Source organism: Geomicrobium sp. JSM 1781026 (assembly GCF_041949955.1).
Classification (GTDB): Bacteria; Bacillota; Bacilli; order Bacillales; family Marinococcaceae; genus Geomicrobium_A.
In genome coordinates this window covers 34053-59109 of sequence record NZ_JBHFQF010000006.1, presented here as the reverse complement: position 1 = coordinate 59109, position 25057 = coordinate 34053, and the positions used below count along the sequence as shown (strand labels likewise).

The following is a 25057-nucleotide window of genomic DNA, read 5'->3' as shown; positions in this document are numbered from 1 at the left end:
TGCCGAAACACCCTGCAGAATATTGCACATACGCAAATTATTGCAGGTCACTTTCTGCAAGCTGGTGCTTCTCCAACTTATAATATAGATTTCTTATCGAGATTCCAAGCGCTTTTGCCGCCTGCGTCTTATTTCCGAAATTTTCTTTCATTGCGTCAGCGAGCAGCTGTTTCTCATAAACACCTAATTGCTCGTCTAACGTACCTCCTGTTTTACTGGATGTTTGGAGTGTACGAGACGAAGGTTTTTGCATGAGTGAAGATGGAATCTCTACATTGTTCATAACCGCTGAACGATAGTCTAAATGAATAAGCGCCCGTGCGATCACATTTTCTAACTCCCGAACATTCCCTGGCCAATCATATCGTTGCATGCTTCTTTGATTTTGTTCAGTAATGGACTGGACGAACCTTCCATACTCACTGTTTAGCTTCTCTAACAAATGATGGCTAAGCGGCTCAATATCTTCTCTTCGTTCGCGAAGGGAGGGAATATGGATCGGCATCTTATTTAAACGATAAAACAAGTCAGAACGAAAATCACCGTCGCTCATTGCCTCTTCTAATTTCACATTTGTTGCTACGATGACGCGTGTATCAATGGGGATCGACTTCGTACCTCCAACGCGTACAATCTCTTTCTCTTGAAGGACTCTAAGAAGCTTTGCTTGCATTGGCTTTGGTAACTCACCAATCTCATCTAAAAAAATACTGCCTTTATGAGCTTCTTCAAACAACCCTCGTTTTCCTCCGCGTTTCGCACCGCTAAATGCTCCTTCTTCATAACCGAACAGCTCACTTTCTAACAAAGAAGGGGCTAAAGCGGCACAATTCACACGAATAAACGGCTCGTATTTACGGTTACTTTCATTATGGATCGCGTGGGCAAACAATTCCTTACCTGTGCCCGACTCCCCTCGTAATAGTACATCAACTGGAGTATTTGCACTTACCTTTGCCTGTTCTTTAGCTAGCATGAGGGCAGCGGATTGACCAACAATGTCATCAAACGTGTATTTGGCCTCTAACGTGCGTATTCGCTGCTTTGCCTCTTCAAGTTGAACGGTAAGTTCACGAATTTCGGACACATCGTGCAAAACACCTACGCTACCTTTTAACTCTCCATTAACGAGGATAGGAGCTACGTTTACAATTACATCCCGACGGGCATTGCCTACTTTCATTTGCGTGCCACGCACGGGCTTACGAGTACGTAACGCTTTCATATGCATGCTTTCGCCTTCAGCAATGTCTTTCGTTGCAGGTTGTCCAATCACTTCTTCTTCTTTTAATCCAGTTAACCTTGTGTAAGCTGGATTAATCATAAACCCTGTGCCTTGTTCATCTACGACCGAAATGGCTTCATCTGAAGAATGGATAATCGCTTGTAGCATACGTTGAACACTTTTTAAGTTCGTAATTTCTGCTGTGATTTCTACGTGCTCGGTAATGTCTTTAAATACAGACAATGCGCCTATACAACGTTGGCCATCCCAAAGAGGGACACGTGTTGTAATAATTTGCTGACCGTTTTCAAGTTGTTGTTTTTGGTGATGCTCGCTTTGTTTCGTTTCAACAACACGAGGCAAGCGACTGCTAGGCATGTCTTGGACGAGTGGTCTTCCAAGCATGTGCCGTGCGCTTAGACCTGTCATCGCTTCTGCGCTAGGATTAAAAACTGTCGTCATACCCGCTTCATCAATGGCAATCATCCCGTCATGGGTAGACTGTAAGATCGCCCGGTGCAAACGTTGGTTTGCATCTTTTTCTGTGAGCATTTGGTAAAGTAAATTACAGACGTGAGCGGGCACAATCGCAGCAGTATGACGAACATGATTTTGCAATGACCGAAGCGCTTTTGTGTCTCCTGTCGCCTCAAAAATAACATCGGGTTTGACATCTTCATATAAAGCGATTGCATCCGTTCCCGTTTGAATGTTCTGCTGTTTAGCTAAAACAATTCCTGGAGCGTCCTTCTTTAAGTCTGCAACGGCATACACTCGCATCTGTTCATACTGCAACAGTAGATGGTACAACGCCGTCCCTCCACGTCCTGCTCCGACAATTAACGCTTTCTTCACTCCATTCACCCGCCTCGCTTAACTACGTATCCTCTCCCTCCACTATCCATGAACTTTTAAGAATACGCAAGTGAGCACCCAAAGACGAGTTGGACGATTTGTGCTATGATAAGAACGTACACTTTTGCTGTAGGAGGGTCTTCTTTTGCGCCTAATTGCCTTGATCGTCTTACTCATTCCTGTTTTTCTCGCAGGTGTGGGTATTAAGTGGATGCGGGATGTTGTTTTCGCTGTCCAAGTGAGCCCTTTTCCGAACTTCACACTACAATTTATAGCTGGGCTCTTGCTATTTGTCCTTGGAATGGGCTTTATCGGTGGGTTTATCTTTCATCGTGACCGTAAAAATGGCAAACTCGCACCTCGTTTCCAAAACAAAAAAGAAGCGACGAATGATTAATACCATCCGTCCGCTCCAGACATAAGCGCTCTATTTTTTATCCACTCTAGTGGGTCTTCTCGTAATCCCGCGCCTAATAGAGAAGCGATTGAAGTTAACGAATGAATTCGCTTCTCTTCCATTAGAAACAAAAGCCCCATTTCAGAATCATCAATAACCCTTCGATCTGTTAACGTCCACACAGCTCCACTCGTCGTTTGTAATGCGTACAATAACGCTGTACTCATTGATGACCCGACCCCTTCATGAATTCGATAACTAAGCTCCCTTTTCTCTGCTTCCATAAGCGATGCTGTGTCTTCTTTAGCAAGATGAAGTGTACGATTTTCATGAACACTTTCATATAAAGTGATCGCATCCATTAACTTTACTTCCCCAAACACTATGTCCGGCTTTATACTGCGCTTTCTTAAATCTGGAACGATATCATTTACTGCTATGATGATGGGCGCAAGTTTCCGAATGTACTTTTTGATGATTGTAAGATCACGTAAAATGTTCGCATAACGCTCAACGATGAGAATGGGCCGATCAACCGTAGGCTCATTCGCGAATTTCATGGAGCGAATCGCCTCTCCCATATGTACCAATTTTTGTTCAACCGTTCGTTGCTTCTCCGATACTTCCTTTTGTTTTGCGCTTTCTATTAGTCGCTCCACACGTTCTGGGTCATAATATTTGATTTGACCTAACATTTCCCATTTTCCCGACCTTCGAATGTGCAATGCGCCATTTTTCACGCGTACTTTACGATTTTGCTGAATTTGCTTTACATCACCACGATGCACCAAATCAAACACGGGAATATGATTGGCGATCAGTTTTTTTACACCTTGATGCCATTTCCTCCCCGTTAATGACGCTCTCGCATTAATGACGGCAACGGTTCGCTTTTCTATGAAGTCAAGTGCTCTTAGTTCGGTAATGTCCTCTTCTTCAATCACCACAATTCTTTGATAAGGAATCTCTTCACGGTTTGTCGTCAGTAGCCGACATACAACGTCTTCAATCATTCCGACACGCATGTTTCTTACCTCCTCCAGACATGTTCCTCCATACTATGCCCGAAGCCGATAAAAATCATCATAGATTAAAAAAGAACAGCCCTTCATGCGGACTGTTCTTTTCGTTCTTGTCGACATCAGTTGAAACGTTAAGCTCTTTAAAAGTCTTCTTTACGTTAGCTTACTTTATGTTCAATCCGAAGCTTATCAGCGACCATCGCGATGAATTCACTGGAAGGCGCGGCGTTTTTTCGGAAAATTCCCGTAGTATCAACGGTTATAGCACGTTATATTATTAAGATTTCGCTATGTTTATCGGTATCACGTTCGGTTGTTTATCGGCAACTGGCACCGATCATTTACCGATGATTATAGCGTAAGACAAACGAAACTACAAGCTATTTCTCGCGAGTTTCTTCCATTATACTGCGTCGAATATTGCACTCAGCCACCAATCCTCCGCGCAAACAAATGTAATTGCGCCACAGACGCGCTCATAAGCACGTCATTACACAAAAAAGGGCGGCATCCCTCGTAATGAGAGACACCGCCAATTGTTCCGTTATTTATCTACCATGCGCCAACGCGCCGCCTCGCGTCGATTCGATAACATTTTTCGCAACTGCTCGTCCGATCTTATCGATGTCCGCTTCCTCTCGTACGTGAAACACCGCGTTAGGGAAGCTAACAGTTGCGCCCGACTGTCCTCTACGATAAGCGTCAGCCTCCTGTCGGTTTAATACTTTCTCACCGCGATGTAGCAAATACGGCTTATTATTGTAAGGAACGAAATTTTCGCCGTGATACGCACGACTAGGCGTTACACCGCCCGCGCCAATTACGCCTGCGTTGTATGTGCCACCACCAATTTCTGAGATTAGTGGTATATCGAAGCCGATCGTTCCACCGCCAAGAATACGCGGCAAGTCGACGCTGAAATTGTTAAGACCGCCAATCATACGGTTAACCATACGGATAACGTGATTAACACCGTTCGTAAACGTATTACGTATAGACGTCCATACAGTCGATACCTTCGATTTAAACGTATCCATTGCGCCAATGGCTCCGTCGCGTAGTTCGTCGAATTTCTCAACTGCGCCGTCTTTAAGTTGCAACACGAAATCGATAACGTCGTCTTTTAGGTCAGCGAAATACTGCACGACAGCCGTCACTAGATCGCTTGCCCACTGCTTCGCGTCATTATAAAATTCCATGAATTTCGCTACACCGTCGAGCACCAGTTGCGTTATCCATTCGACGACTTTTTCCTTCATAAGCTCGAACGCTCTTTCGACGTATGGGCCAATTTCGTCAGCGATGTCTTGTATCGTGTCTCGCAAATTGGCCCACAATTCCGCCGCGACTTCCTTCGTGCGCTCCCATATTTCGCCGAGTATCTCGAAGGCTTCCGCAAAGTCACCGGAAAATAACGCTTTGAAGAAATCGACACCGAGCGCAAACACGTCTTTAAGATATTCCCAAAATATCTGCGCCTGCTCTAGCGCAAACTTGAGATAGTCCTGTATTGCGCCTGCAAATACCGCGAGCACGCCGTCGCCGTCACGTAACGCTGACAAGAATACCATTAGTGCCGTCCATACGTCGGATACTTTTTCCTTTACCATGTCGAAATTTCTAACGAGCCAAATGATGCCTGCGACCAGTCCGACTATAGCAGTTACGACAAGACCAATCGGATTAAGTAGTAGAAGACGAGACAACCATAAAAAGGCCTTGCCAAACGCTAAGACCGTTTTGCCGAGCATCATAAACATCTTACCAACTAAAAGACCGGCTTTAACGACGGCGTGGAATGCTAACGCAATCGGGCCGATAGCTCCTAAGAATAGCGCAAAGTAGGCGAGGGCACTTTGTACTGGCGCAGGTAAATCGAGTATCCAGTCGAGGAAATCGCTAGCTGCGTCGGCTACGTCCGCCAATACGGTCATGATCTGACTGCCGATCGGCTCAAAAATCGGCACTAATTCGTAGAGTGTATCGATCATGCCTTGCATGCTTTCCTTTAGCAATTCGAAGCCGTCAGCGCCGATCATCTCTTGACCGAGGTTTCCGAGCGCAGCCCAAGTGTTCGAAATCAGACCCGGCAGGGATTCCGCGTATTTTATCATGGATCCTTCAAAGTCGTCCATAATACCATCGGACAAGTGGCGTAAGGCTTCCTCCATAGGGATTGCGCCGCTATTTACCATTTCCGCAGCTTCGTCCGCGCCGGTACCGAGTGCTTCACCGATAATTTCCCAGGTTTCGATACCGCTTTCGGCGAGCCTGTTCGTCAAGTTGCCGTCAATCGTACCGCGTGTGAGCGCCTGTCCGAACATCTCGTTAATCCTGCCCGCAAGCTCTTTGTCGCCTTTAAATGCGCCGAGTTCCATCGCTACATTGGCGAATAGCTGAGCGTCCTGTTCGCTGGCACCGAAGCCAAGCGTTGACCCCATCATAGACGCAACTTCGCTGTACAAGTAGGAGGTGTCGTCTGCGAGGTCTTTAACGTTACCCATGACTCGCTCAAAGGCGGCACCTTCACCGACCATTTGACTAATCATATTCTCCGCTTGCTCCATTTGGATCATACGGTTTACACCGCCACCAAGTGCCGCGCCGAAGAAACCCGTAACTGGCGCAAATGACACCGTAGCATCCTTGCCAAAGTCGCCAATTTTGTCGTTAAGTTTCGGAATCTCATTAAAGGCATCGCGTAACTGGTGCGCACTATCCCGCGCTGCATCGAGCATACCGGCGATACCGCCTGCCGAACCTTTGACGTTATCACTGGCGCCCGCGAAGTCGTTGAGAGAACCGGCTGCGTCGCTGAAATCCTTACTGACGTTCGTGCTAATCATGTTACCGGTGGCGTCTTGGACAATTCCGGATGCAGATGACAATTCGTCCGCCATGCTCGTAAAGTCCTCCATTGTGCCGATTACACTATGCATATCCTTCGAAAAATTGTCTTGTAACTGTAGGGACGCATATAAATCTAACATCGCGCAACACTACCGATCATTCGCTGTATAGCCGCGTCCAGTTGGCGGGTCAAGCCGGGCAACACCGCGCGTATCGCCTCTAAGTCCGCGTCAGTTTCAGCGCGGTACAATAGACGAAACTGCTCAATAATTTCCGTCATAATGACGCCAACGTTGCGTTTTGTGGCGATAGGGGACGACTGCATCTTATTGGCCGTCTTTTGATATGCGGTCACTTTGCGCATCATTGGCCGCGTGACATACGGCGGTTTTTCCTCTTTTTTGCGCTGCACAAAGTCGTACATGACCGCCTGTGTTTCCGCTATAAACGTTGAAATAACGTTAATTTCCTTCATATTTACCAGCCTGCTTTCTTTAATTCTGCGTCTATATTGCGCTCGATTGTCGCTCTATAGCGTTCTTCTGACGCCTCGTATTCGTCCGTTAAGTATTCGTTTCCGTTGACTTCGTGCTGGTAGTAGCTATAGTTAAAACCGTTGCGGTAAGTATTTGAGCTGATCGTCCCTTTTAGCGCGTTTTCGTCAACTTCCGTTTTGATGGTGCGGCGCAATGTAGCTGTATCGACCGGCGAACGGCCGCGTGACCCGCGTTGCCACATCGCCAATGACTGATGCAGCCCGTTAACTGCGCCACGGTTTGCGGCTTCGGGCGCCTGTTTGAGCGCGTTTTGTAGCTGGTTAAGTCCGTCAATCTTAAAATTACGCATGTATGTTCGCCTCCTTATGCACAAAAAAGACGCCCCGTAAAAGGGCGCCTGCGATTGCGTATGTAGTTTTATACTCGTTTCCCGTCTTGTCTAAAAATGCCGTGCTTCAATGCGTCTTTCATTTCATGTTCAGCGACTGTGTACTTGCAGCCATCAGAAGTTTCGCGCCCGTAGTAACTCCAATGAACCCTGTGGTGGAGTGCTTTTACTTCATATGATTTTTCTGCTGCATTGGCTGATTTCATTCCCAATTCGTCGCAAGCTTCGCGCATAATGGACTGACACTCTTGTTGTAATAGTTTGTAATCCGCAAGCGATTGTAAGTAAGCTGTTTTTGCTTTAGCGATATTATCCATTTTCTTAACAATTTCGTTGTCGAATTTTTCATCCGCCTGTTTTTTGGCAGAAGCAACTGCCTCTGTATATAGAGGTGTTACACTTTTTCCGGAGCCGTTTCGGGCTAATTCTAGCCTTTCTTGCGCACCTGTGAGTGTAATTTCTAAAACTGAAATTCGCTGTCGACATTCGATTTCGGCTTGCTCGTTGGTTTCGTTAGGTTCTTTGATAGTAGCGTCCATTAGGAGGGGTAGTTCTGCCCTTGCTTCTTCAAGTTCAGCGCTGGTGTGGTCTACCTTGGCTTGTTGCGTTGCGATAGATTCTTGGATTCTGCTTCTTTCTGCCTGTAAATTGTTAATTGCGTCTGATACTTTCTTATTTAACTTAGTCATATTATTGATCTCCTCCGCGGCCAAGAATGGCGTTAATTTCAGCGTTACGTTTACGCTCGACTTCGCTTGCTTCGTCTAATTTGCGCTGAGTTTCGAGTTCAGCGTCTATATATTTTTCCGGTTCTTCGTCCGGGTTTTCAAGAAAATATTCTTCGGTGTTATCAAGAAATTTCGTGTTATCGCCAATGTATTCTCTAAATCTAAATCCTAAAGAGAAGTTAGGGTCTTGCTCCATTGCTGGATTTAATGTAAATTTACTATCGTTCAACCTTTCACCTACATCCTCATAGAGTTCTCTTGCTTCTGTTACTTCGGTAGGCTCAAGGTCATCTAATAGGGTTCGAATATCAGTGCTTATAGCGTAGGGTAGCTTGCCCTCAATGCTTTTAACACTGTCAATTAATCCACTAAAATCGTTAGAAAAAACAGTCTTATAGTAAAAATTATCATGTTTTTCAATGAATCCTTTTAAACTTCTAAAAGCTCGCTCCCCACTAGTTTCAAATTCGATATTTTGTTTTAACCTTTTGTAATCATGTTCAAATCTCGATAATTCATCGGGGTGAGGCTTCTGAGGCTTTTGATAAGTTAGCCTTTGCGCAATATGGTAGGCTTTTGACAGTTCCGCGTCATATTGTTGTTTTCTATTATGAATTACACCTAAAAGCTCATCTGAAAACTCTTTTCCATACTCTTCTTTTTGAATTTGTTTACCATGTTCTGAGAGACGTCGATCTTGCTCAATAGACAAGTGCTTTTGTTTTGCTGTATTCATCAATGCTCCTAAAACAGAAAAGTTACCGTCCTTAATATCCCGGGCGTTGTTCCAATATTGTTTTGCGTCTTCAAGAGTTTTTGTTTTTAATGACATGTAAGTCGTCCACCTTTTTATTTTAATTAGCCGATTGAACGGGCTGTTTTCTTTGCTGATTTCAGCAAGAACGGTTTTTCTTCTTTTATCTTTGTAACTGCTTCATCAATGCCCTGCACTAAGCCATCATCATCGATGTAAGCATCACTTAGATCAGCTAATTCGGCTGCATCAGTAGCGTATTTAAAGCCTGTCGCCAATGCCTTATAGACGAATGCGTTCTTAATTGTTAGTTGTTCTAGCTTTTTTCGCTCATCCAGCAATTGACCGGCCATTTCTCGCGATTCCTTAACTAACTGCAATTCTCGCTCCTTAGCCAATTCTAAATCGGATTTTTCGGGTTGCTTCCTTAATTCCTCCACCATCAAACGTAAGTGATCAGCATTATCAATACCTAATTCTTCGAATGTTTTTCGATATTCTTGGAGTTGGTCATTTGATTCCTTAAATTGCTCGTATGGAACCTTTTTAGGTACTGGTTCTTGTGACATTATTAATCATCCTTTTCTTTTTTAGTATAGTTTTCTGTTGCTAACATGTTGATAGCCTAATTGCTCAGCCTCGCGCAAAGCTTCCTCTAACGCATTTTGTCGCGCTAACCGGCGGGGCAGGTCGTCGCTTACTCGCGTAATTGATTTGCGCAATATACCAGTATCGTCGTCATAGATCGCTATATCAACGGTAGTACGTCCGACGATTTTCTCCGTTTTCTCGATAATTCGGCAACATTTTAGCGTCATTTCTGCACCGCCTTCTGCACTTCGTAGCCATGTTCTTCCGCAATTAAGGTTGCATCGTCGACAATATACTTTTTAGCAAAACTAATCGGTAAGCTGTCCCAATCTCGTATTAAGCGATGAAGTATTTCGTCGGTTTCTGCATCAACAATCGTGGCATTAGCGATACAACCACGCGGCATCACTTGGACGTAATAGTCTACACGGCAACTTTTAATTGTCATACTGCACCGCCTCTCCAAGCACGTAAAACGTTTGATCCCGCAAGCAGCACGCTACGACGACGGTTTGACCGGCGCTGTACGATTGATTGCCTATAAAAGTAAGGTCGTCACCGTTAAGCTCCAAGTCGTCCATTAAGAGCCGTAATATAGGACGCGGTGTCCCTTGAACGACCGTTGCTTGCTGTAATACCGTGCCGCCTGCGTCAAAATGTTTCGCCGTATCTGCAATTGCACCTACTAAATCGTGCGCCCATTTTTCTGCCAATCTACGTCACTCCTTTCGACTACACGCACGAAGCCCTGCGCATATAAAGCGCCCGAAACGTCAGCATGTGCGCGTCCTAACGCTTGCTCACGCGTTGTTTTGTATGTTTTCGTAAAAGTGTTATAGAGAACATCCGGCGTCACAGCGTCATATACGTGGGTCGTTACGCTAAATGCGCCCGGCTGAGATTCCGCCTTTACGCTATGTTTGACGATTGCCCAGTGTTTACGGCGTGTGGGTACGCGTTTAGGTGGCGGAGACGGATATGTATGCGAGCCGTCCGGCCAATAAGTAATGATGCGGCTGTTTACGTGTTCACTATTTGCGTAAGTATTTTCAGTGCGGTTAATACCGTATGTTTTCGTCATATAAACGCCTCCTTTAAATTTACGCATTAACCCCTTAAATACTGCGAATAGGATGTTATATAAGCAGGCGACATACAAAACGCTGTATCGGGCGTGTATTCGCTCCTGCGGATATAAAATGCGTTATAATGCGTGTGAATGCTGCTCTTTTTGGCGGTCGCGAGACTGTTTTCGTTGTGCGCGCAATTTTGCTTGCTCATTACGGACAGCTTGCCGGCAGTCTAAGCAATATTTTTGACGCCCACTTTGCCGTGTGAAGTAAGCCGCACATCTTGCGCAAGTAGGTAAGTCGGTCGCGCCAGCCGGTCGTAACGGATGCATTGGCGGTAGGGTACGTACATATTCGTCATATAGATCGGGTTTGGCCGGCAATACGTGCGTTAGAAAATACTTGCAGCGTAATTCGCCGGGGGACTCATGCGCTGCGGAATAAAGGCATATACCGTCGTCAGCGACCACGCAGCCGGTACGTCCGGTACGAAGCGCACAACCTTTGGCGCAATTGTCTAGTCGTTGCTGTAGCGTGCTAATTTGTTTCACCTCCTTAATAGGCTAGTATTTGTTGGCGTTGAACTTCCACGTAATGAAAGCAATTTTCAATAGCTATGATTTTTTGTTCCGTTAGTTTGAGGAATTCAATGATTTTTTCTGCTAGGCGACGAGTGAGATTTCGATCACCTTTTTCAACTAAAACAATTAATGTTTCTGAGACACCAACTTCTTTTGCCAATTGTTTTTGTGTTAATGAGTGAAACTCGCGAACCATCTTAACTTGAGTGGATGTCAGCATAGATTTCACCTCCTTTAAAATAAAATGTAAGTCATAATAACTTACTTGGTAGATTTTAAAAACGAAATGAGACAGCACTCATTTATACACTGAATATTTTGAATCGTTCTCACATATATGCAAAATTACTGGGGTTTTTTATATTTCATGCGCAAATATCTTCGCATTACTTCCGGTCTAATTGTGCGTTCTTTTACCGACTCAATAACGTCAGCGCGCTTAACGAACCGAACAGCGACGTGATAGTGGTTGTCTTTTTCCGTATGCACTTCGTATTTCGGCTTTTGCTTAAAGCCCAACACTCTTTTTTCGTATTGCTTGCGCGCACGACGTTCGAACGAATTGCCGCCGGGATAGCGTATTTCCCTACGCTCAAATCGTTTGTTAGCGTAATCTGACCAAACTGGCATGTACAACTTGCGCGGCAAATAAGTACCCGTTTTCTTCTTGCGTCTAACGGCGCTATTTTGATTATCTCCGCACTTTTTGCTACAATAACGCTTAATGCCTTTCTTTCGAAATATCCGAATACAATTCCACGCATGACAAACGGCTTCGTCGTCGTCCAGTTCGTCGGGTTCGGGCGGCACTGGCGTGTGTTCACGTTCTAATTCAGCCCACTGTTCGGGCGTGTACGTGGCAAACTTCGCTTTAATCGCTTCGCGGCGCATCAATTCGTCCGCAAGTAGTAGGTAAGTAGAAAGCTCATCGAGCCAATCGACGGAAGGGCGACGCTCATATTTCCGCCAATGATCGGCTAGTTCCGCGTTACAATATTCTAATGCTTCGTCAAGTTTCGTTTTCAACTTTTCGGCTGCTACTGCGATATGATCGCCTCCTTTATAATGATGTGTCCCATCCGGGACAACTGTGCGGCGCTGAGATCATCACGCACGCTTGTACTTTCGTACTTATTCTTTTGAACTTATGCGCAAGGTAAGGTACTTGTAAAACCATAAGCAGTTATGAGCGTAAGCGAATGGCTGCAAATGTTTTTAAATCTAGTTTCATAAATCTAGTTAAATAAATATAGTTAACCCATAGAAAACTAGGGGTACGGAATATAGTTTTTTAGGGGTACGGTACCTATAGTTTTTTAGGGGTACGTTGTTCTAAGCTGCCGTAGCTTCTCATGATCGCGACTCCTTTCCTCGTCCAATTGTTTAATTTTCGCGCGGTAATTTTCACCGGCTTCCGGACAGGCGAGCCATAACTCGCCTTGTGTTAACGGCTTATACGGAACATAACGGTTATAGTCCTTCGATGGTACCTTAATAATCTCGATCAATCCGGCATCATATAATTTGCGCAAATCTTGACCGACCGTTTGCGTTGAACGGTTTAAATCCGTAGCTAACTTTATATACGAAGGCCAAGCGTAACCATAATCCGGATTATAATAGTCAACGATCATCGCGTATAAGAAGGTATGACGCGCCGATATGCCCGGAACATACATATAATGCGCGATGTCTGACGGTAACTTTATGAAATATTCGTCCTCAGTGCGTTCCTTTTTGTTAAATACAGATTTACTGCCGGTAATTTTCATGCGCCGCGTTCCTCCAATTCGCTAATTTGCTCGTTATCCAGCCGGAATGCGCGCCGCACTAAATGATGCGTACGGGCGCTTACCGGTCGTGTGCCGCATTCAATCTTATTTACGAGATCGGCGGAGATACCTATTCTTGCGCTGTATTGTCGCTGTGTGAGACGTTCACGGAATCGTAGGTAACGAAAGCCGCGTTTAGTTAGTGTCATCTTCAACAAATTTCACATCCTTAATTCCGTCCATCAATTGCTCGATTTTTCTAACAGTATCTACTGATTCTATTAGAGGAAAAAGAAGTAATTCATTGGCACTTCCGTCATCCTCAGAGAGTGGGTCATTAGCAAATCGACTTAGCCAGTATGACGTTGCACTCATTGAATAAATCGCTTGGCTGTATAACACCTGTAAATCTGATGAAGGCAAATCGACTGCTGTTTCTTTTGCGCTTACCTCTGAAAACTTCTTCGAAAGCTCAACTCCTGCATCATGAATAGCTTCAAGGGTGCCAATATTTGATTCAGTAAAGTGATATATGCCTTCTATATACAAATCTAAATCTTCTACAAAACTATCAAGTGTAATCAGTTTTATATATAACTCAGTATTTGTAGACCCTTCTTTTTTTGCTGTCATACCTTCAATTGATAAGATGTTTGTGTTTGTCATAAAAAATCGCTCCTTAGATTATATTTTTTTACTACTTATTAATAATTGTTACTAAAATACTGGCAGATCAACAGTTCCGTCTGCATACACTTGACCAACTGTTCCTGTATAGTCGGATAATAACTCTGCTGCATGTTCACCATTGTCTGCCCAAGCGTAAGCTACTCTGATAGTCTCTTCATTGTCGTAAGTGTGTGTAGTATCTCTAATTTCTTCAATTGCTTCGGCAGGCAAGAAATCAACCGCAAATACTGATCCGAATAATCCAACGCCATCACTCGGCATGTTAATCGCTTTATCTGCGAAACCAGCACCGATTAATGTACGTTTTCGAGACGCCAATTCCTCATACTCCTCGATTTCAATCTTTTTAAGAATTAATTCAGCAGAATATTCTTCTATTTCTTCTGCATTCATATCCTGTATCTCACTAGTGCTTTTAAGTTCTCCCCGTCGTTTGAAGAACATTGCAGCCTCTACGCTCAACTCTTCGATAGCAATTGCTAATTTCTCACTAATTTTCATCATTATAAAATCGCTCCCTTTTCGTAATTTAATCTGATGTGTCCGAAACAACGTACAACTTGCGCAAAAAATATATGGCCGCCTACATTGGCGATCACCTCCTATGTTATTAGACCATCGCTACTTTCAAATTGGGACAATGGCGCTTACTCTAGTTACGTTTGTTAATCGGAAATTTTACGGTATCTGATGAAATAATTGCCCCTAAGTTATTCAGCACTAGGCGCGGTACTATTTGGGACAACATTGCGTTATTTTTGTCGCTTACTTACTGTACCGATTTATTTTCGTACTTTGGTACATCCTAATTTCTACCAAAACGTCATGTCGGTCGCTGTTAAGCTATAAATGGATTTTAAAATAATTATTGCCTGTAATAATAACGACGACTGCCGATTAGAAGTTCGACGATTTCATAAAATATTTACTGCTCTATTACTAACACCTCCCGTTACCCTATTAAGCACAAACGATATTTTAGTCTGCGACAACAAACCGAAACTTTTTTGCTGCCTACTTATACTTACGACACTCAAATTAAAGTTGGACACTTTTACGCTTGATATTTCTAAATACACTGGCCGATTTTAATTTCGACAGTTTATCGTGAAATTTTTTCCGCTTAATTATTACTATCGAATTCCGAACGTAAATTTTACGCTTTTCAGTCCGATTGTTAACACCTCCCGTTAGTTATATAAACCCTGACGTGTTTTTGATTGGGACAATTGCGCTTACTAATAACGACAACTGCCGATTAAAAGTTGGACAATTTTTCGCAAACTTTTTTATACGCTTAATAGATATACAACGCCCGCACGGTAATTTTACGGTTTTACGCAAATTTTTCTTGGTTCTTTATAAACTACGGACAAGCGATAAATATTTTACGGGTTTATGATTTTTCGTTTATTGCGACCAGCTCCCGTTTTGCTTGGTCAATACTAAAGACACTTCCCAATTTTGGTTTCGACATTTGAGTATCTAATCTATTATGTGGAGGTCGTGTCTTATTTTGGGACAACTCCCGTTACCCAATTCAGCACTAAGACCCACAGTTTTTGGTACACTTTTAAGCAAATTATTTTCAACCTCTTAATATATTTACAACCCCCGATCGAAGATTTTACGTTTTTCAATTGACTGATCGCTAACACCTCCCGATTATGCTCTTACTAGTACTATCAAATTTCAACTGAAAATTTTACGGTTTTGTTCGATTTTTTTCGCTTATATGTACTAACAATCGTCAATCAAAAATTTTACGTTTTTGCGCAAAAAAAAAAATAATCCGACGCCCCACGCTATACGACGGCTCGTGTCGGTCACTTTGCGCAAGTCTGCTGATCGTACTGCTCGGCACGCCGGCTAGGAACGAACGTTTGTTCTTGTTTATTCCGCGCCAATATATTAAAATTATGAAAAGTAGGGCGGCGCTGGCCTAGCGTCACCCTTCGAGATCATTTTTATTTTAAATTAATGAGCAACCAACTCTACTTTGCAAGGCGTCTGCCACCGCCTTTTGCCGACCTGCGTTTGGCGCCACAAGTCGACTGATTCACCCCGGGTTACCGCGAATGTTTGGCGCCATTTACGGTAACTTATAACCCCTTACGTTTGCAGCCGTAAGGTCATTACGCTAGTGTTGACGCACTAGCCTTAAGCTATGTTAGCGCATAGCCCGTACTCATAACCGCGTTGCCGCGCAGTCCATAGCCGTGTTGACGCACAGCCGTATTCATTAGCCACGTTCCCGCGTAGCCGTTATACGTTTGTTTAGGCGACCACCTCCTTAAATTGCTGTCCACCTACGCTAATCGTTCGCAAGATGTCCGCAGGCACGTAAGCACTTCCCATACTAACGTCAGCAGATACGTAACCGCCGCCGACTATGTAACGTAACCAGTACGGTGCTACTACATGTAGCCTTGCGCCAGTTTCAATGTGCGTTACAACGAAGAAGCCAACGCCGCGTTTCGTTTTCGGTGCTACGTATTTAAAGCCGATTGATATAAGTGTCTTTTGCATAATATGATGCCTCCAGTTTTATGATATATTGAATGTGCAGTTGTTAACATGTTGACTTCTTGAATCTCATTCTACAGAAACTTAGTCAGCATGTCAACATCCTGACATGAATTTATTGGAGGAATTTATATGATACGTTCAATGCTAGGTGAGATTATGAAAGAAAGAGGGCTTTCAAATGCGCAGTTGGTGGAAAAGACGAATGTGTCACGTAACACATTGAGAGCGTTAGAAAAGAATGCATCGACACGTATTGATTTCGACACATTAAACAAACTTTGTAGAAGTCTTAAATTAACTCCGTGTGAGATATTGGTATATGTTGAAGACGATGGCGACAACGAGGCGTAACTACATAAAAAAAAACGACCCGGCCGCAATTAAGCGCCGGGCTTCTTTTTGATTCGGAACATCGCGTTCATACGCGCATTAAACTCCGCTTGTGTTTCCTTGGGCCAGTCGAGCACAATGGTCGCCTTACACGATTCACATTTCGCATTTTTGCCGTGCTGTATTGCGTTAACTTTCATCGACTTTGCGCAATAAGGGCAATCAATCGGCTGTCCGATCTGACACGCCATGACGACCATTACGGCACCAAAGAAGATCGCAGATAGACCGGGCAGCAGCAGTATAAGCGTAATACTAAACATGATGCCGCCGACAATGGACGCTAAGCCGACCAAGATAAATAAAGCGCGCAAGATGACTTCCCATAGCGGAACCGTGCGGCGTTTGATCGTGACAATCGGTATTTGCGGATGTGTGGCGGGTTTGTTGAACATACGAAAACCTCCGTTTTTAAAATTCTGCCGAAAAAATTTAAATTTCGATGAGCTCGTAGTAGCCGTCAATTTCATCGTCAGTGATGCCGATATACTTTTCCGTGACTTCGATCGAGCTATGATTCAGCATTTTCGCAATACGTGTGATATGGACGTCTTTTTCGTGTAACAGCCATCCGTGCGTCTTACGTAACGAGTGGCAGCCGATTGGCCCTATATTCGCAGCGATGCCCGCACGTTCCGCCGCAGCATTCAGTATCTTATACGCTTGGACACGCGTAATCGCTTCGTTCTTGTCGCCACGTTTACGACGAAAGATAAAGTCATCGTCCGGTGCAGTTACGGATTTCATTTCCTTATGGACTTGCGCAGATAACTTAATACGGCGTGGCTTGCCCGTCTTACTTTCGTTAATTGTTAATTCACGCTGTCCGCGTAAGTCGCCGACACGTAGCGTTAGAAGATCGGAAATACGCAAACCTAAGTGGATGCCTAACGTAAATAGTAGCTGATCGCGACCTTGTAGCGCCTTCCGCATTTTCGCGCGGTCTGCTTTCGATTTGAACGGCTGTACAGTATTGCCCATATCAATGCGCCTCCTTACGAAACACTTCGCTTGTTTTGTTAACTAAGACTGTATACGAAGACGCAAATTTATGCAAGTGTTAATTTCGCTTTAGTGTAATAAAGCAAAGTGAAAAAATTTTGTACGCATTGTGATAGCGCCAGCCAAACGCATGGCGAGGTGGGGGCTTGGGGGTCGCCCCGTCCCCTCCGCGTCCCTCTTTACCGTAACAGCAACGATGAATATTAATACATTTAATGAATATTTAAGTTTACAGAATACGAAAAGAGTTGACTAGAAGAACGTCACCAAACCGTTGATACATAAGCATTTCCTTACGCCAACTTAACGAAGGGACGACGCCATTAAATATACACCGCGAAACACGCGTTATAGCAACGTGGTAATTAAATGGAAATCATCGCGCAATGTATAAGATCATGCATAAACGAGCGTCCAATTTGCCGTACATAAAGTGCCGCTCAAAGTGTTCGGAGGGGTCGCGCGCTAGGAAGATGTTGCAGGTGTTATGCATTAATACGGTCACACACGGACGCCGTATACGTCACCCTACGTAACACCATACGGTGCAGTATAGTGCTGCCCATACTCGCACCTAGTCGCACCCAGTACCGCCCATTACCGAACGCCCCACGCCATAATAGACGCCTTTCTTCCTATATAATTGCGCGATCACTTTAGCGATCGGTAGGCGATGCGACTCGCCGTTGCACTTAATTGCGCAGGGTCGATGTTTTGCGGGTGTCCGCCTGCTGAACGGATTCGCACGAAAATGCCCGATTTTGCACAGTCACTGAAACGGTGAAACAACGATACCGCCTACGTTTCCGTCGAATTACTTAATTGGACAATCGGACACTGACAGTACACTTTTGCGTAAGAATATCCTACTATTTACTATAATATTGTCGCGTGTACTATGATACTAAAAGGGAAACAGCAACGTTTAAAAATGTGTCATCGAAATCGAAAATATCCGCTTTTCTACATATATTATTACGAGATGGCATAATGATACATTTTCGGCGTTCACAGTTTCAGTCTCGTAAAGCCTTGGCGCAAAATATCCGCTTTTTTTCATATTTAAATGCGCGACTTTACATTTTTACATTTCCGGTGTCAGTGTGTCATGCTTACGTCCGCCCATACAACGTAGCTAGCTCGCCATTGAACGCATCTTGAAACGTACGCATGAGCGCAGCATAGCAGTAGCCAGCGAAGTCCTTACGTAGCCGTCCGCGCTTCCACGCGTAAATACAGCGCTTCACAGTCGCTACAATGTCCGCCATATACGCGTCAATGCCGTAGTCTAGCTCATGCTTTTCGTATGCCCGAAGTACGCGTCGGTATAACTTTTGCGTAAGATCGGCGTCAAAGAACGGACGGCATACGGTAGCGAAAGCAGACGGAACATGCGCAAATGTAGCATCCATCGGCGCGTGCTCTATCGATTCTTTAAACGCTTTTGTTGCATGCTTAAACGGACGTGCTTGCGTACCCTTTGACGCCTGCTTAATGCTTGTCTGACGGCGCTTTGACGGCTTGCCTTGCGGTGACACTTGCGCAGTGACACGTACAACGACATAGACGTTATGTGCATCGATATGTCCTCGTACAGTTGCGTGCTTAACGATCATGCAACGGTCTACTAGCGTCTTAATTGCGCGTATGATTGTGCGTCTACTGTAGCCAGTATTTTGCGCAATTGTAGCGTATTTGTCGCAACGCACACCGATGCCCGTAGCGCTATTCTTCGCAGACGAACGATGCAGATATTCGTATACAGCGATGGCTGACGTGGTAAGGGCGTGCTTATTTGCGTACAGCTGGCGACGGACTGCCGTGTTAAGTTGCGCGACGTCCTTATACGGTGATAGGCGTTTGTATGCGGCAAAGTCTGCGTTTTTCACTGTCCGGTTCCTCCTCAATAACCGAACACACGTTCTGATAAAAGGACGTAGCTACAGAATATTGACAATACTCCTTTTTTGCGCTAAGCTGTCAGTACCAGTGATCGGCTTGGCGCAGAACGTGCGTCGAGTCTTTTTTTTTGTTAAACGTTCATATTGCCTAATGGCGAATGGCGTTGGTACTTCTTTTGTATTTCGCTATCATCGAAATCTAAATATACTTTCGTTACCTCTACTGATGAATGGCCTAATATTCGTGACAATGTTATAAGGTCGCCGCCATTCAGAAGGTAATACTTCGCAAAGTTGTTCCGCAATTGGTGCGGCGATACTTCAACGCCGATCGTTTTCCCTACGTCGCGCAAAGTCTTCTCATACGACGAGGGCTTCATTTGAGTACCGCGAGTTGTCGGAAACAGCCAATCTGAATCACAAAACCGATCACGGTAATACACCCACCTTTGTAATTCCTTCCGTATCTTCGCTGAAAAATAGACGTACCTTTCGCGCCCATTCTTAGGATTCGTGACGTGAATAGCGAAGTTTTTAAAGTTGATATGCTCCGGGCATAACGCAAGACACTCACTAATACGCAGCCCCGTATCCAGTAACAGACGCGTCATCATATACGAGCGATAGCCGTAAAAGGTCGTTACGTCAAAGGAACGCATCACGTTCTTTAATTCGGATTCGTTAAGCATCTTCTTTTTCTTGCGCTTAGGCTTAATATTGGCGATTTTAGCTGCGGGACTTTTCTTGACGATGCGCTCATCCACCAAATAGTTAAAGAACACTTTGATATTGCGCAAATAGTTGCCTAGCGTCGAGTCGCTTAACGGCTTACCAATATCCGGTCTATTTTGCGGATGATTTAACCTACGAGTAAAATCGTCGCTCACAACCGTATATTTGCCCCTCTCACGCAAGTATTTGATATAACTACGTATCATGTCGGTGCTCACCTTGGAAGCGTCGTCAACGCCATGTACGCGGTCTACATAATGCGCAAAGAGCCGCAACGTTTGTTCATAACTGGAAAGCGTCTTTTTAGACAAATTCTTGCTATCGCAATACAACATGAAATCGTCAATTTGTACGCTAAACTCTGTTAACACACGAAAAAACCCCCTACGAACGGACGAATCCGATTCATAGGAGGCTCTTAATAATATTAGTCGCGATCACATACATGTTTATCGCTAACTGGCGTACCATTTACCGTTTTGATTATCCGAAAAAATCCCGTAGTAGCAACACTTAGCTTACTTTATGTTCAATCCGAAGCTTATCAGCGACCATCGCGATGAATTCACTGTTGGTCGGTTTAGCTTTTGACATACTGACCGTATAGCCAAAATAATGTGAAATCGAGTCAATGTTCCCTCGACTCCACGCAACTTCAATCGCATGGCGGATCGCTCGTTCGACGCGGCTCGCCGTCGTGTTAAATTTCTTGGCAATGTCTGGGTAAAGCTCTTTCGTAATGGAACCGAGTAACTCGATATCGTTATAGACCATTGTAATGGCTTCGCGCATATACATATAACCCTTAATATGAGCAGGCACGCCAATTTCATGGATGATATTCGTAATTCTTTGATCCAAATTCACTGTCGGCTGTTTAATCGTGTTATAACTACTTCTCGTGTGCGAGACGTTCATATGTTCCGTTTCAACACCGTTTAACTCGCGAATCTTATCGATGAGAACTTCCATATCAAACGGCTTAAGAATATAATAAGAAGCGCCAAGACCGACGGCTTTCTTCGTTACATCTTCCTGACCAAATGCGGTTAGCATGAGAACTTTCGGCATTTTTGATAGAGACTTTTTCTGTAAACGTTCTAACACTGCCAATCCGTCTAAGTATGGCATAATAATATCAAGTATGAGTACGTCTGGTTCTTTCTCTTCTACGAGCGTGATACAGTCTTGACCGTTATAGCTAATGCCTGAGACTTCCATATCTTCTTGATTCGAGATGTATTCCTCAAGCATCTGCACCAACTCACGATTATCATCTGCAATACAAACTTTAATTGAATCCAAAATGGGTCCTCCTCTGCCTCATGTGTTATTATAGTTTTGGGCTTGTTGTTGTAATTTCGTTTCTCATATGGAATTATCCTTTAAATAAACAGAAAATCAAGGTAATTTCGGAAAATCCGTTATTATCATCCAACAAATTACAACATTCTAAATAATTCGAGGGCAGATGTCGAATTCTGTCGAATTTTTATGTATCGGAAAGGCAGCTGTTTAGCTAGCCTTTCTTTCATCATTTTCTAGAGGAACACCGGCTTCTTGCAACATCCATTCAATATGGGAACCATACCCAGATGACGAGTCATTAACAAATACATGCGTAACTGCACCGATAATCTTTTCGTCTTGAATAATTGGACTACCACTCATTCCTTGAACTATGCCTCCGGTTTTGTCTAATAGGCGCTCATCTGTAATCCGTATGACCATTCCTTTTGTTGCTGCGTGTTTTTGCGGTGATGACCGAACAATCTCGATGTCGAATTCTTCTACGGTTTCATCTTCTACGACCGTTAATATTTTCGCTGGTCCCTCTTCAACTTCATCTGCAAAAGCAATTGGCATAGATAGTCGTCCTTCATTCACAAGATCATGACCGTGATGTAACACCCCGTAAATACCAAACGTATTGTTTTTTGTAATCGTACCTAATACGTGTTGAGAAGTCGTCAATGACGCTTGTTTTTCACCTGGTATTCCATTTTTGCCTTTAGCAATCGAACGTACGGATGACCGCACAATTTCTCCTTCGTGAATCGCAACAGGCTCTTTCGTATCAATGTCTGATATAACGTGGCCTAGTGCCCCGTATTTTCCAGATAATGGCTCATAAAACGTCATCGTTCCAACGCCAGCAGCAGAGTCTCGAATATACATCCCCAATTGCCCGATGCCTTCTGAGGCGGTAATGCTTTGGTCAATCGTTTTCGTTAACGTCTTTCCGTTCCGAATAACTTCGACTTCAATTGGCTGCGCTTCATGGGGTGTACGAAGAATTGTAGCGACTTCATGCATATCTTCAACCGGCTGTTTATTTAATTTAACGATGATATCCCCTTTTTGAATCCCAGCGGATTCGGCAGGTGATTTCTGACCATCTGACGTATCAATTAAATGAAACCCTACAACCAATACCCCTTTTGCGTTTAATCGAACGCCAATGGACTGCCCGCCAGGAATGACTTCAATGCGTTCTCGACGGTCTTTGTGAATTTTCTTCACCGGAAAATCTCCGGCAGCCACTGTAATCGCTGCTTCATCTTCGGTATGAATAGAAAATAATGACGGTAACGAATCTTTAACTTCATCCATATTTGCATCAACCGGTACACTCACTTGTTCAGGCAACATCATCCACTGTTGAATCGGCGTTGAAAAACCAATCGCAACGAGGGCAACTAAAACAATGGTACCGATAATCTTACGGTATCTCTCACTGTTCACATCATCTCACACTCCTAACTCCCGACCGTACTTTTAGTACGTACTTATAATGTTGCCTCTCTCGGACGTTTATATAACTGGCAAAACACAAAAAAACCGACCACAAATGGGCGGTTTTTTTAGGAATGGCAATATTTATAGCGGTATGATTATGCTTTTTTACTCCAGAGCATCTCTCTTGCCGTTTCTTTCGTGTTCGTTGTGATCTCAGAACCTGATAGCATTCTTGCCAATTCGTCGATTCTTTGATCGTCGTTAAGTTCCTCAACTTCAGTGGAAACTCGATTGTTGATTTCTCTCTTTTTAATGTACATATGTGTATTCGCTAACGAAGCGACTTGAGGTAAATGAGTGATGCAAAGCACTTGTGACTCATTAGAAATCGCATAAATCTTTTCACCGATTGCACCAGCAACTCTACCGCTAACCCCGGTATCCACTTCATCAAAAATCAAAGCCGTACGCTCTGATCTGTCCGTTAGGATACTTTTCAACGCAAGCATAATCCTTGATATTTCTCCACCAGAAGCCACTTTTGATAGTGATTTTTCTGGCTCCCCTGGATTGGACGACAAGTAAAATTCCATCCGTTCCAAACCATCTTCATTTAGCGTAAACACTTCTTCACCATTTTCGACAACAATGCCGCGGCGATGAGGGTGAAATTGAACCGTAAAACTTGTTTTCTCCATAAATAAATCTTTTAGTTCCATTTCAATGGCTGCTTTTAATTGCTTCGCCGCATGCTTTCGCGATTTAGAAAGGGATTGCGCAAGTGATAATGCTTGAGCTTTATGAGTGTGGAGATCCTTCTCGACAGATTCAATTTTTTCATCTAAGTTACTCAATTCTTCTGCTTCTTCTGTAATTCGCTCTGCATAAAGAAGGACTTCCTCAATTGTCGATCCGTATTTACGTTTAAGATGATTAATCTCATCCAATCGTTTCGATATAAAATCAAGCCGATTAGGGTCATAATCAAGTTGTTCGACATGATCACGAATTTGAAATGTCACTTCTTCTAGCATATAGAAGTTGTTCGTTAACGAATCATTTATCTCTTCAAGGGATTGATCAATACTCGCCGATTCTTGAAGAGCAACCATCGCTTCACGTACGAGTTCTAACCCCTTTTCATCACCATAAAGGGCTTCATATGCTAGTTGCATTTGCGAGAAGAGCTTTTCCATATTGGCCAATTTGTATTGTTCTGCCGTCAGTTCTTCATCCTCTTGCTGCTTGAGCTTCGCCTCTTTAATCTCTTCCAACTGGTATTCAATCAGATCCAATCGTTGAACATTTTCACGGTCATTGTCCTTTAGATGCGATAACTGCTCTTCAAGACCGATGACTTGGCGATACTTCTCCTCATACTGCTGCTTATTCTCAAACAATGGATCACCGAGAAACCCATCGACCATCGCACTATGTTTATCTGGCTGTAACAAATCTTGATGCTCGTGCTGACCGTGAATATCTACAAGCTGTTGTCCGATCGCTCGCTGCATCGTTAACGTTACAAGCTCACCATTAATTCGACAGACGCTTTTGCCTTTCTCATTGATTTCTCGCTTTAGAATGATCATATCATCTTCTATATCGATCCCTGCTTCTTCTAACACTTCGACTACTTCGTGTTCGGAATGAATACGAAAAAGACCCTCAATCTCCGCCTTCTTTGTGCCATGACGAACGAAGTCAACAGATGAGCGTCCTCCAGCAAGTAAACCTAGCGCATCAATAATAATTGATTTGCCTGCACCCGTTTCCCCGGTTAAAACCGTCAACCCTGAAGAAAAGGATAAGGTTAAGCGATCAATAATTGCAAAATTACGTATCGAAAGTTCTTCCAGCATCTCAACCACCTCGATCTATTACAGCATATCTAAAAATCGATTCGAAATTGCAGGTGCTTGTTCGGCATCCTTACATATCATTAAAATGGTATCATCGCCACAAACCGTCCCCATAATTTCATCCCAATCTAAATGATCGATTAATGATCCAATCGCTTGGGCATTTCCTGGCAATGTTTTCATAACGATAAAATGATTTGTCTGGTCAATACTTACAAAGCAGTCAAACAGGTTTCTTTTTAATTTTTGTTCTGGATTAAAGCGTTGGTCTGCCGGCAAACTGTATTTGTACGTACCATCTAGTGTTGGCACTTTTACGAGGTGTAATTCCTTAATGTCTCGTGACACCGTAGCTTGGGTCACATTAAAACCTGCTGCTTTTAATTCATCTACGAGATCTTCTTGTGTATCAATGACCTTCGTATGGATAATCTCTCGGATCTTTACATGTCGTTGACCTTTCGTCACGCTCTCTACCTCCT

The 25057-nt window shown here is 43.8% G+C and carries 28 protein-coding genes; 2 read left to right on the top strand and 26 right to left on the bottom strand.

Going from position 1 to position 25057, the window contains the following annotated elements; genetic code table 11:
* Window positions 1-37: 37 nt before the first annotated feature.
* Entirely contained in the window at window positions 38-2080 is a 2043-nt protein-coding gene (locus ACE1TF_RS12030) for a sigma 54-interacting transcriptional regulator (protein ID WP_375017027.1), read from the bottom strand.
* A gap of 145 nt (window positions 2081-2225) precedes the next feature.
* Here ACE1TF_RS12030 and ACE1TF_RS12025 point away from each other — a divergent pair, with 145 nt between their 5' ends.
* Window positions 2226-2477: a DUF2627 domain-containing protein gene (locus tag ACE1TF_RS12025; protein ID WP_042397462.1), complete on the top strand. Its 252-nt coding sequence runs from the start codon at window positions 2226-2228 to the stop codon at window positions 2475-2477.
* On the opposite strand, the gene ACE1TF_RS12020 is transcribed toward ACE1TF_RS12025, so the two are convergent.
* From ACE1TF_RS12020 to ACE1TF_RS11940, 17 genes are all read right to left on the bottom strand, one after another.
* Complete coding sequence (locus ACE1TF_RS12020) at window positions 2474-3502, bottom strand: hypothetical protein (RefSeq protein ID WP_375017025.1); 1029 nt, start codon at window positions 3500-3502, stop codon at window positions 2474-2476. The genes ACE1TF_RS12025 and ACE1TF_RS12020 overlap by 4 nt on opposite strands.
* 545 nt (window positions 3503-4047) lie before the next feature.
* A complete protein-coding gene (locus ACE1TF_RS12015; protein WP_375017023.1) occupies window positions 4048-6399 on the bottom strand; it encodes a tape measure protein in 2352 nt (783 codons plus the stop codon).
* Between the two features lie 83 nt (window positions 6400-6482).
* On the bottom strand, window positions 6483-6824 hold the full coding sequence (locus tag ACE1TF_RS12010; RefSeq protein ID WP_375017021.1) for a hypothetical protein: 342 nt from the start codon (window positions 6822-6824) through the stop codon (window positions 6483-6485).
* A gap of 2 nt (window positions 6825-6826) precedes the next feature.
* Window positions 6827-7195: a hypothetical protein gene (locus ACE1TF_RS12005; RefSeq protein ID WP_375017019.1), complete on the bottom strand. Its 369-nt coding sequence runs from the start codon at window positions 7193-7195 to the stop codon at window positions 6827-6829.
* 68 nt (window positions 7196-7263) lie between these two features.
* A complete protein-coding gene (locus ACE1TF_RS12000; RefSeq protein WP_375017016.1) occupies window positions 7264-7923 on the bottom strand; it encodes a hypothetical protein in 660 nt (219 codons plus the stop codon).
* Window position 7924: 1 nt separating this feature from the next.
* Entirely contained in the window at window positions 7925-8794 is an 870-nt protein-coding gene (locus tag ACE1TF_RS11995) for a hypothetical protein (RefSeq protein ID WP_375017014.1), read from the bottom strand.
* A 26-nt stretch (window positions 8795-8820) separates the two neighbouring features.
* Window positions 8821-9285 carry a hypothetical protein gene (locus tag ACE1TF_RS11990; protein ID WP_375017012.1) on the bottom strand — a complete coding sequence of 155 codons (465 nt, stop codon included), beginning with the start codon at window positions 9283-9285 and terminating at the stop codon, window positions 8821-8823.
* 21 nt (window positions 9286-9306) lie between these two features.
* Window positions 9307-9534, bottom strand: coding sequence for a hypothetical protein (locus tag ACE1TF_RS11985; RefSeq protein WP_375017010.1), 228 nt, complete (start codon window positions 9532-9534; stop codon window positions 9307-9309).
* Window positions 9531-9755: a hypothetical protein gene (locus ACE1TF_RS11980; RefSeq protein WP_375017007.1), complete on the bottom strand. Its 225-nt coding sequence runs from the start codon at window positions 9753-9755 to the stop codon at window positions 9531-9533. The genes ACE1TF_RS11985 and ACE1TF_RS11980 overlap by 4 nt, the downstream gene beginning before the upstream one ends.
* Window positions 9745-10020 carry a hypothetical protein gene (locus tag ACE1TF_RS11975; RefSeq protein ID WP_375017004.1) on the bottom strand — a complete coding sequence of 92 codons (276 nt, stop codon included), beginning with the start codon at window positions 10018-10020 and terminating at the stop codon, window positions 9745-9747. Before ACE1TF_RS11975 ends, ACE1TF_RS11980 begins: the two co-directional genes overlap by 11 nt.
* The gene (locus ACE1TF_RS11970) at window positions 9993-10388 is read right to left on the bottom strand and encodes a hypothetical protein (protein WP_375017002.1); all 396 of its coding nucleotides are present in this window, start codon (window positions 10386-10388) and stop codon (window positions 9993-9995) included. Before ACE1TF_RS11970 ends, ACE1TF_RS11975 begins: the two co-directional genes overlap by 28 nt.
* Before the next feature lie 544 nt (window positions 10389-10932).
* Window positions 10933-11178 (bottom strand): helix-turn-helix transcriptional regulator, encoded by a 246-nt coding sequence (locus ACE1TF_RS11965; protein WP_375016999.1) that lies wholly within the window; start codon window positions 11176-11178, stop codon window positions 10933-10935.
* 125 nt (window positions 11179-11303) lie between these two features.
* A complete protein-coding gene (locus ACE1TF_RS11960) occupies window positions 11304-11984 on the bottom strand; it encodes a hypothetical protein (protein WP_375016997.1) in 681 nt (226 codons plus the stop codon).
* Window positions 11985-12274: 290 nt separating this feature from the next.
* Window positions 12275-12730 (bottom strand): helix-turn-helix domain-containing protein, encoded by a 456-nt coding sequence (locus ACE1TF_RS11955; protein ID WP_375016994.1) that lies wholly within the window; start codon window positions 12728-12730, stop codon window positions 12275-12277.
* A gap of 195 nt (window positions 12731-12925) precedes the next feature.
* A complete protein-coding gene (locus ACE1TF_RS11950; protein ID WP_375016991.1) occupies window positions 12926-13396 on the bottom strand; it encodes a hypothetical protein in 471 nt (156 codons plus the stop codon).
* Window positions 13397-13447: 51 nt separating this feature from the next.
* Window positions 13448-13924 carry a hypothetical protein gene (locus tag ACE1TF_RS11945; RefSeq protein ID WP_375016989.1) on the bottom strand — a complete coding sequence of 159 codons (477 nt, stop codon included), beginning with the start codon at window positions 13922-13924 and terminating at the stop codon, window positions 13448-13450.
* Between the two features lie 1773 nt (window positions 13925-15697).
* Window positions 15698-15949, bottom strand: coding sequence for a hypothetical protein (locus tag ACE1TF_RS11940; protein ID WP_375016986.1), 252 nt, complete (start codon window positions 15947-15949; stop codon window positions 15698-15700).
* Window positions 15950-16078: 129 nt separating this feature from the next.
* Between ACE1TF_RS11940 and ACE1TF_RS11935 the strand changes: the two genes are divergently transcribed.
* Window positions 16079-16300, top strand: coding sequence for a helix-turn-helix domain-containing protein (locus tag ACE1TF_RS11935; protein ID WP_375016984.1), 222 nt, complete (start codon window positions 16079-16081; stop codon window positions 16298-16300).
* Between the two features lie 29 nt (window positions 16301-16329).
* On the opposite strand, the gene ACE1TF_RS11930 is transcribed toward ACE1TF_RS11935, so the two are convergent.
* From ACE1TF_RS11930 to ahrC, 8 genes are all read right to left on the bottom strand, one after another.
* A complete protein-coding gene (locus tag ACE1TF_RS11930) occupies window positions 16330-16734 on the bottom strand; it encodes a hypothetical protein (RefSeq protein ID WP_375016982.1) in 405 nt (134 codons plus the stop codon).
* A gap of 37 nt (window positions 16735-16771) precedes the next feature.
* Window positions 16772-17320, bottom strand: coding sequence for a tyrosine-type recombinase/integrase (locus ACE1TF_RS11925; RefSeq protein WP_375016980.1), 549 nt, complete (start codon window positions 17318-17320; stop codon window positions 16772-16774).
* A gap of 1133 nt (window positions 17321-18453) precedes the next feature.
* Window positions 18454-19230, bottom strand: coding sequence for a helix-turn-helix domain-containing protein (locus ACE1TF_RS11920; protein WP_375016977.1), 777 nt, complete (start codon window positions 19228-19230; stop codon window positions 18454-18456).
* Window positions 19231-19373: 143 nt separating this feature from the next.
* Window positions 19374-20345: a tyrosine-type recombinase/integrase gene (locus ACE1TF_RS11915; RefSeq protein ID WP_375016974.1), complete on the bottom strand. Its 972-nt coding sequence runs from the start codon at window positions 20343-20345 to the stop codon at window positions 19374-19376.
* Window positions 20346-20487: 142 nt separating this feature from the next.
* Window positions 20488-21279 carry a sporulation transcription factor Spo0A gene (gene spo0A / locus ACE1TF_RS11910; protein WP_042399384.1) on the bottom strand — a complete coding sequence of 264 codons (792 nt, stop codon included), beginning with the start codon at window positions 21277-21279 and terminating at the stop codon, window positions 20488-20490.
* A gap of 210 nt (window positions 21280-21489) precedes the next feature.
* Window positions 21490-22719 (bottom strand): SpoIVB peptidase, encoded by a 1230-nt coding sequence (spoIVB, locus tag ACE1TF_RS11905; protein WP_375016971.1) that lies wholly within the window; start codon window positions 22717-22719, stop codon window positions 21490-21492.
* A gap of 149 nt (window positions 22720-22868) precedes the next feature.
* A complete protein-coding gene (recN, locus tag ACE1TF_RS11900; RefSeq protein WP_042399387.1) occupies window positions 22869-24575 on the bottom strand; it encodes a DNA repair protein RecN in 1707 nt (568 codons plus the stop codon).
* 18 nt (window positions 24576-24593) lie between these two features.
* Complete coding sequence (gene ahrC, locus ACE1TF_RS11895) at window positions 24594-25043, bottom strand: transcriptional regulator AhrC/ArgR (RefSeq protein WP_042399390.1); 450 nt, start codon at window positions 25041-25043, stop codon at window positions 24594-24596.
* Between the last annotated feature and the right edge of the window lie 14 nt (window positions 25044-25057).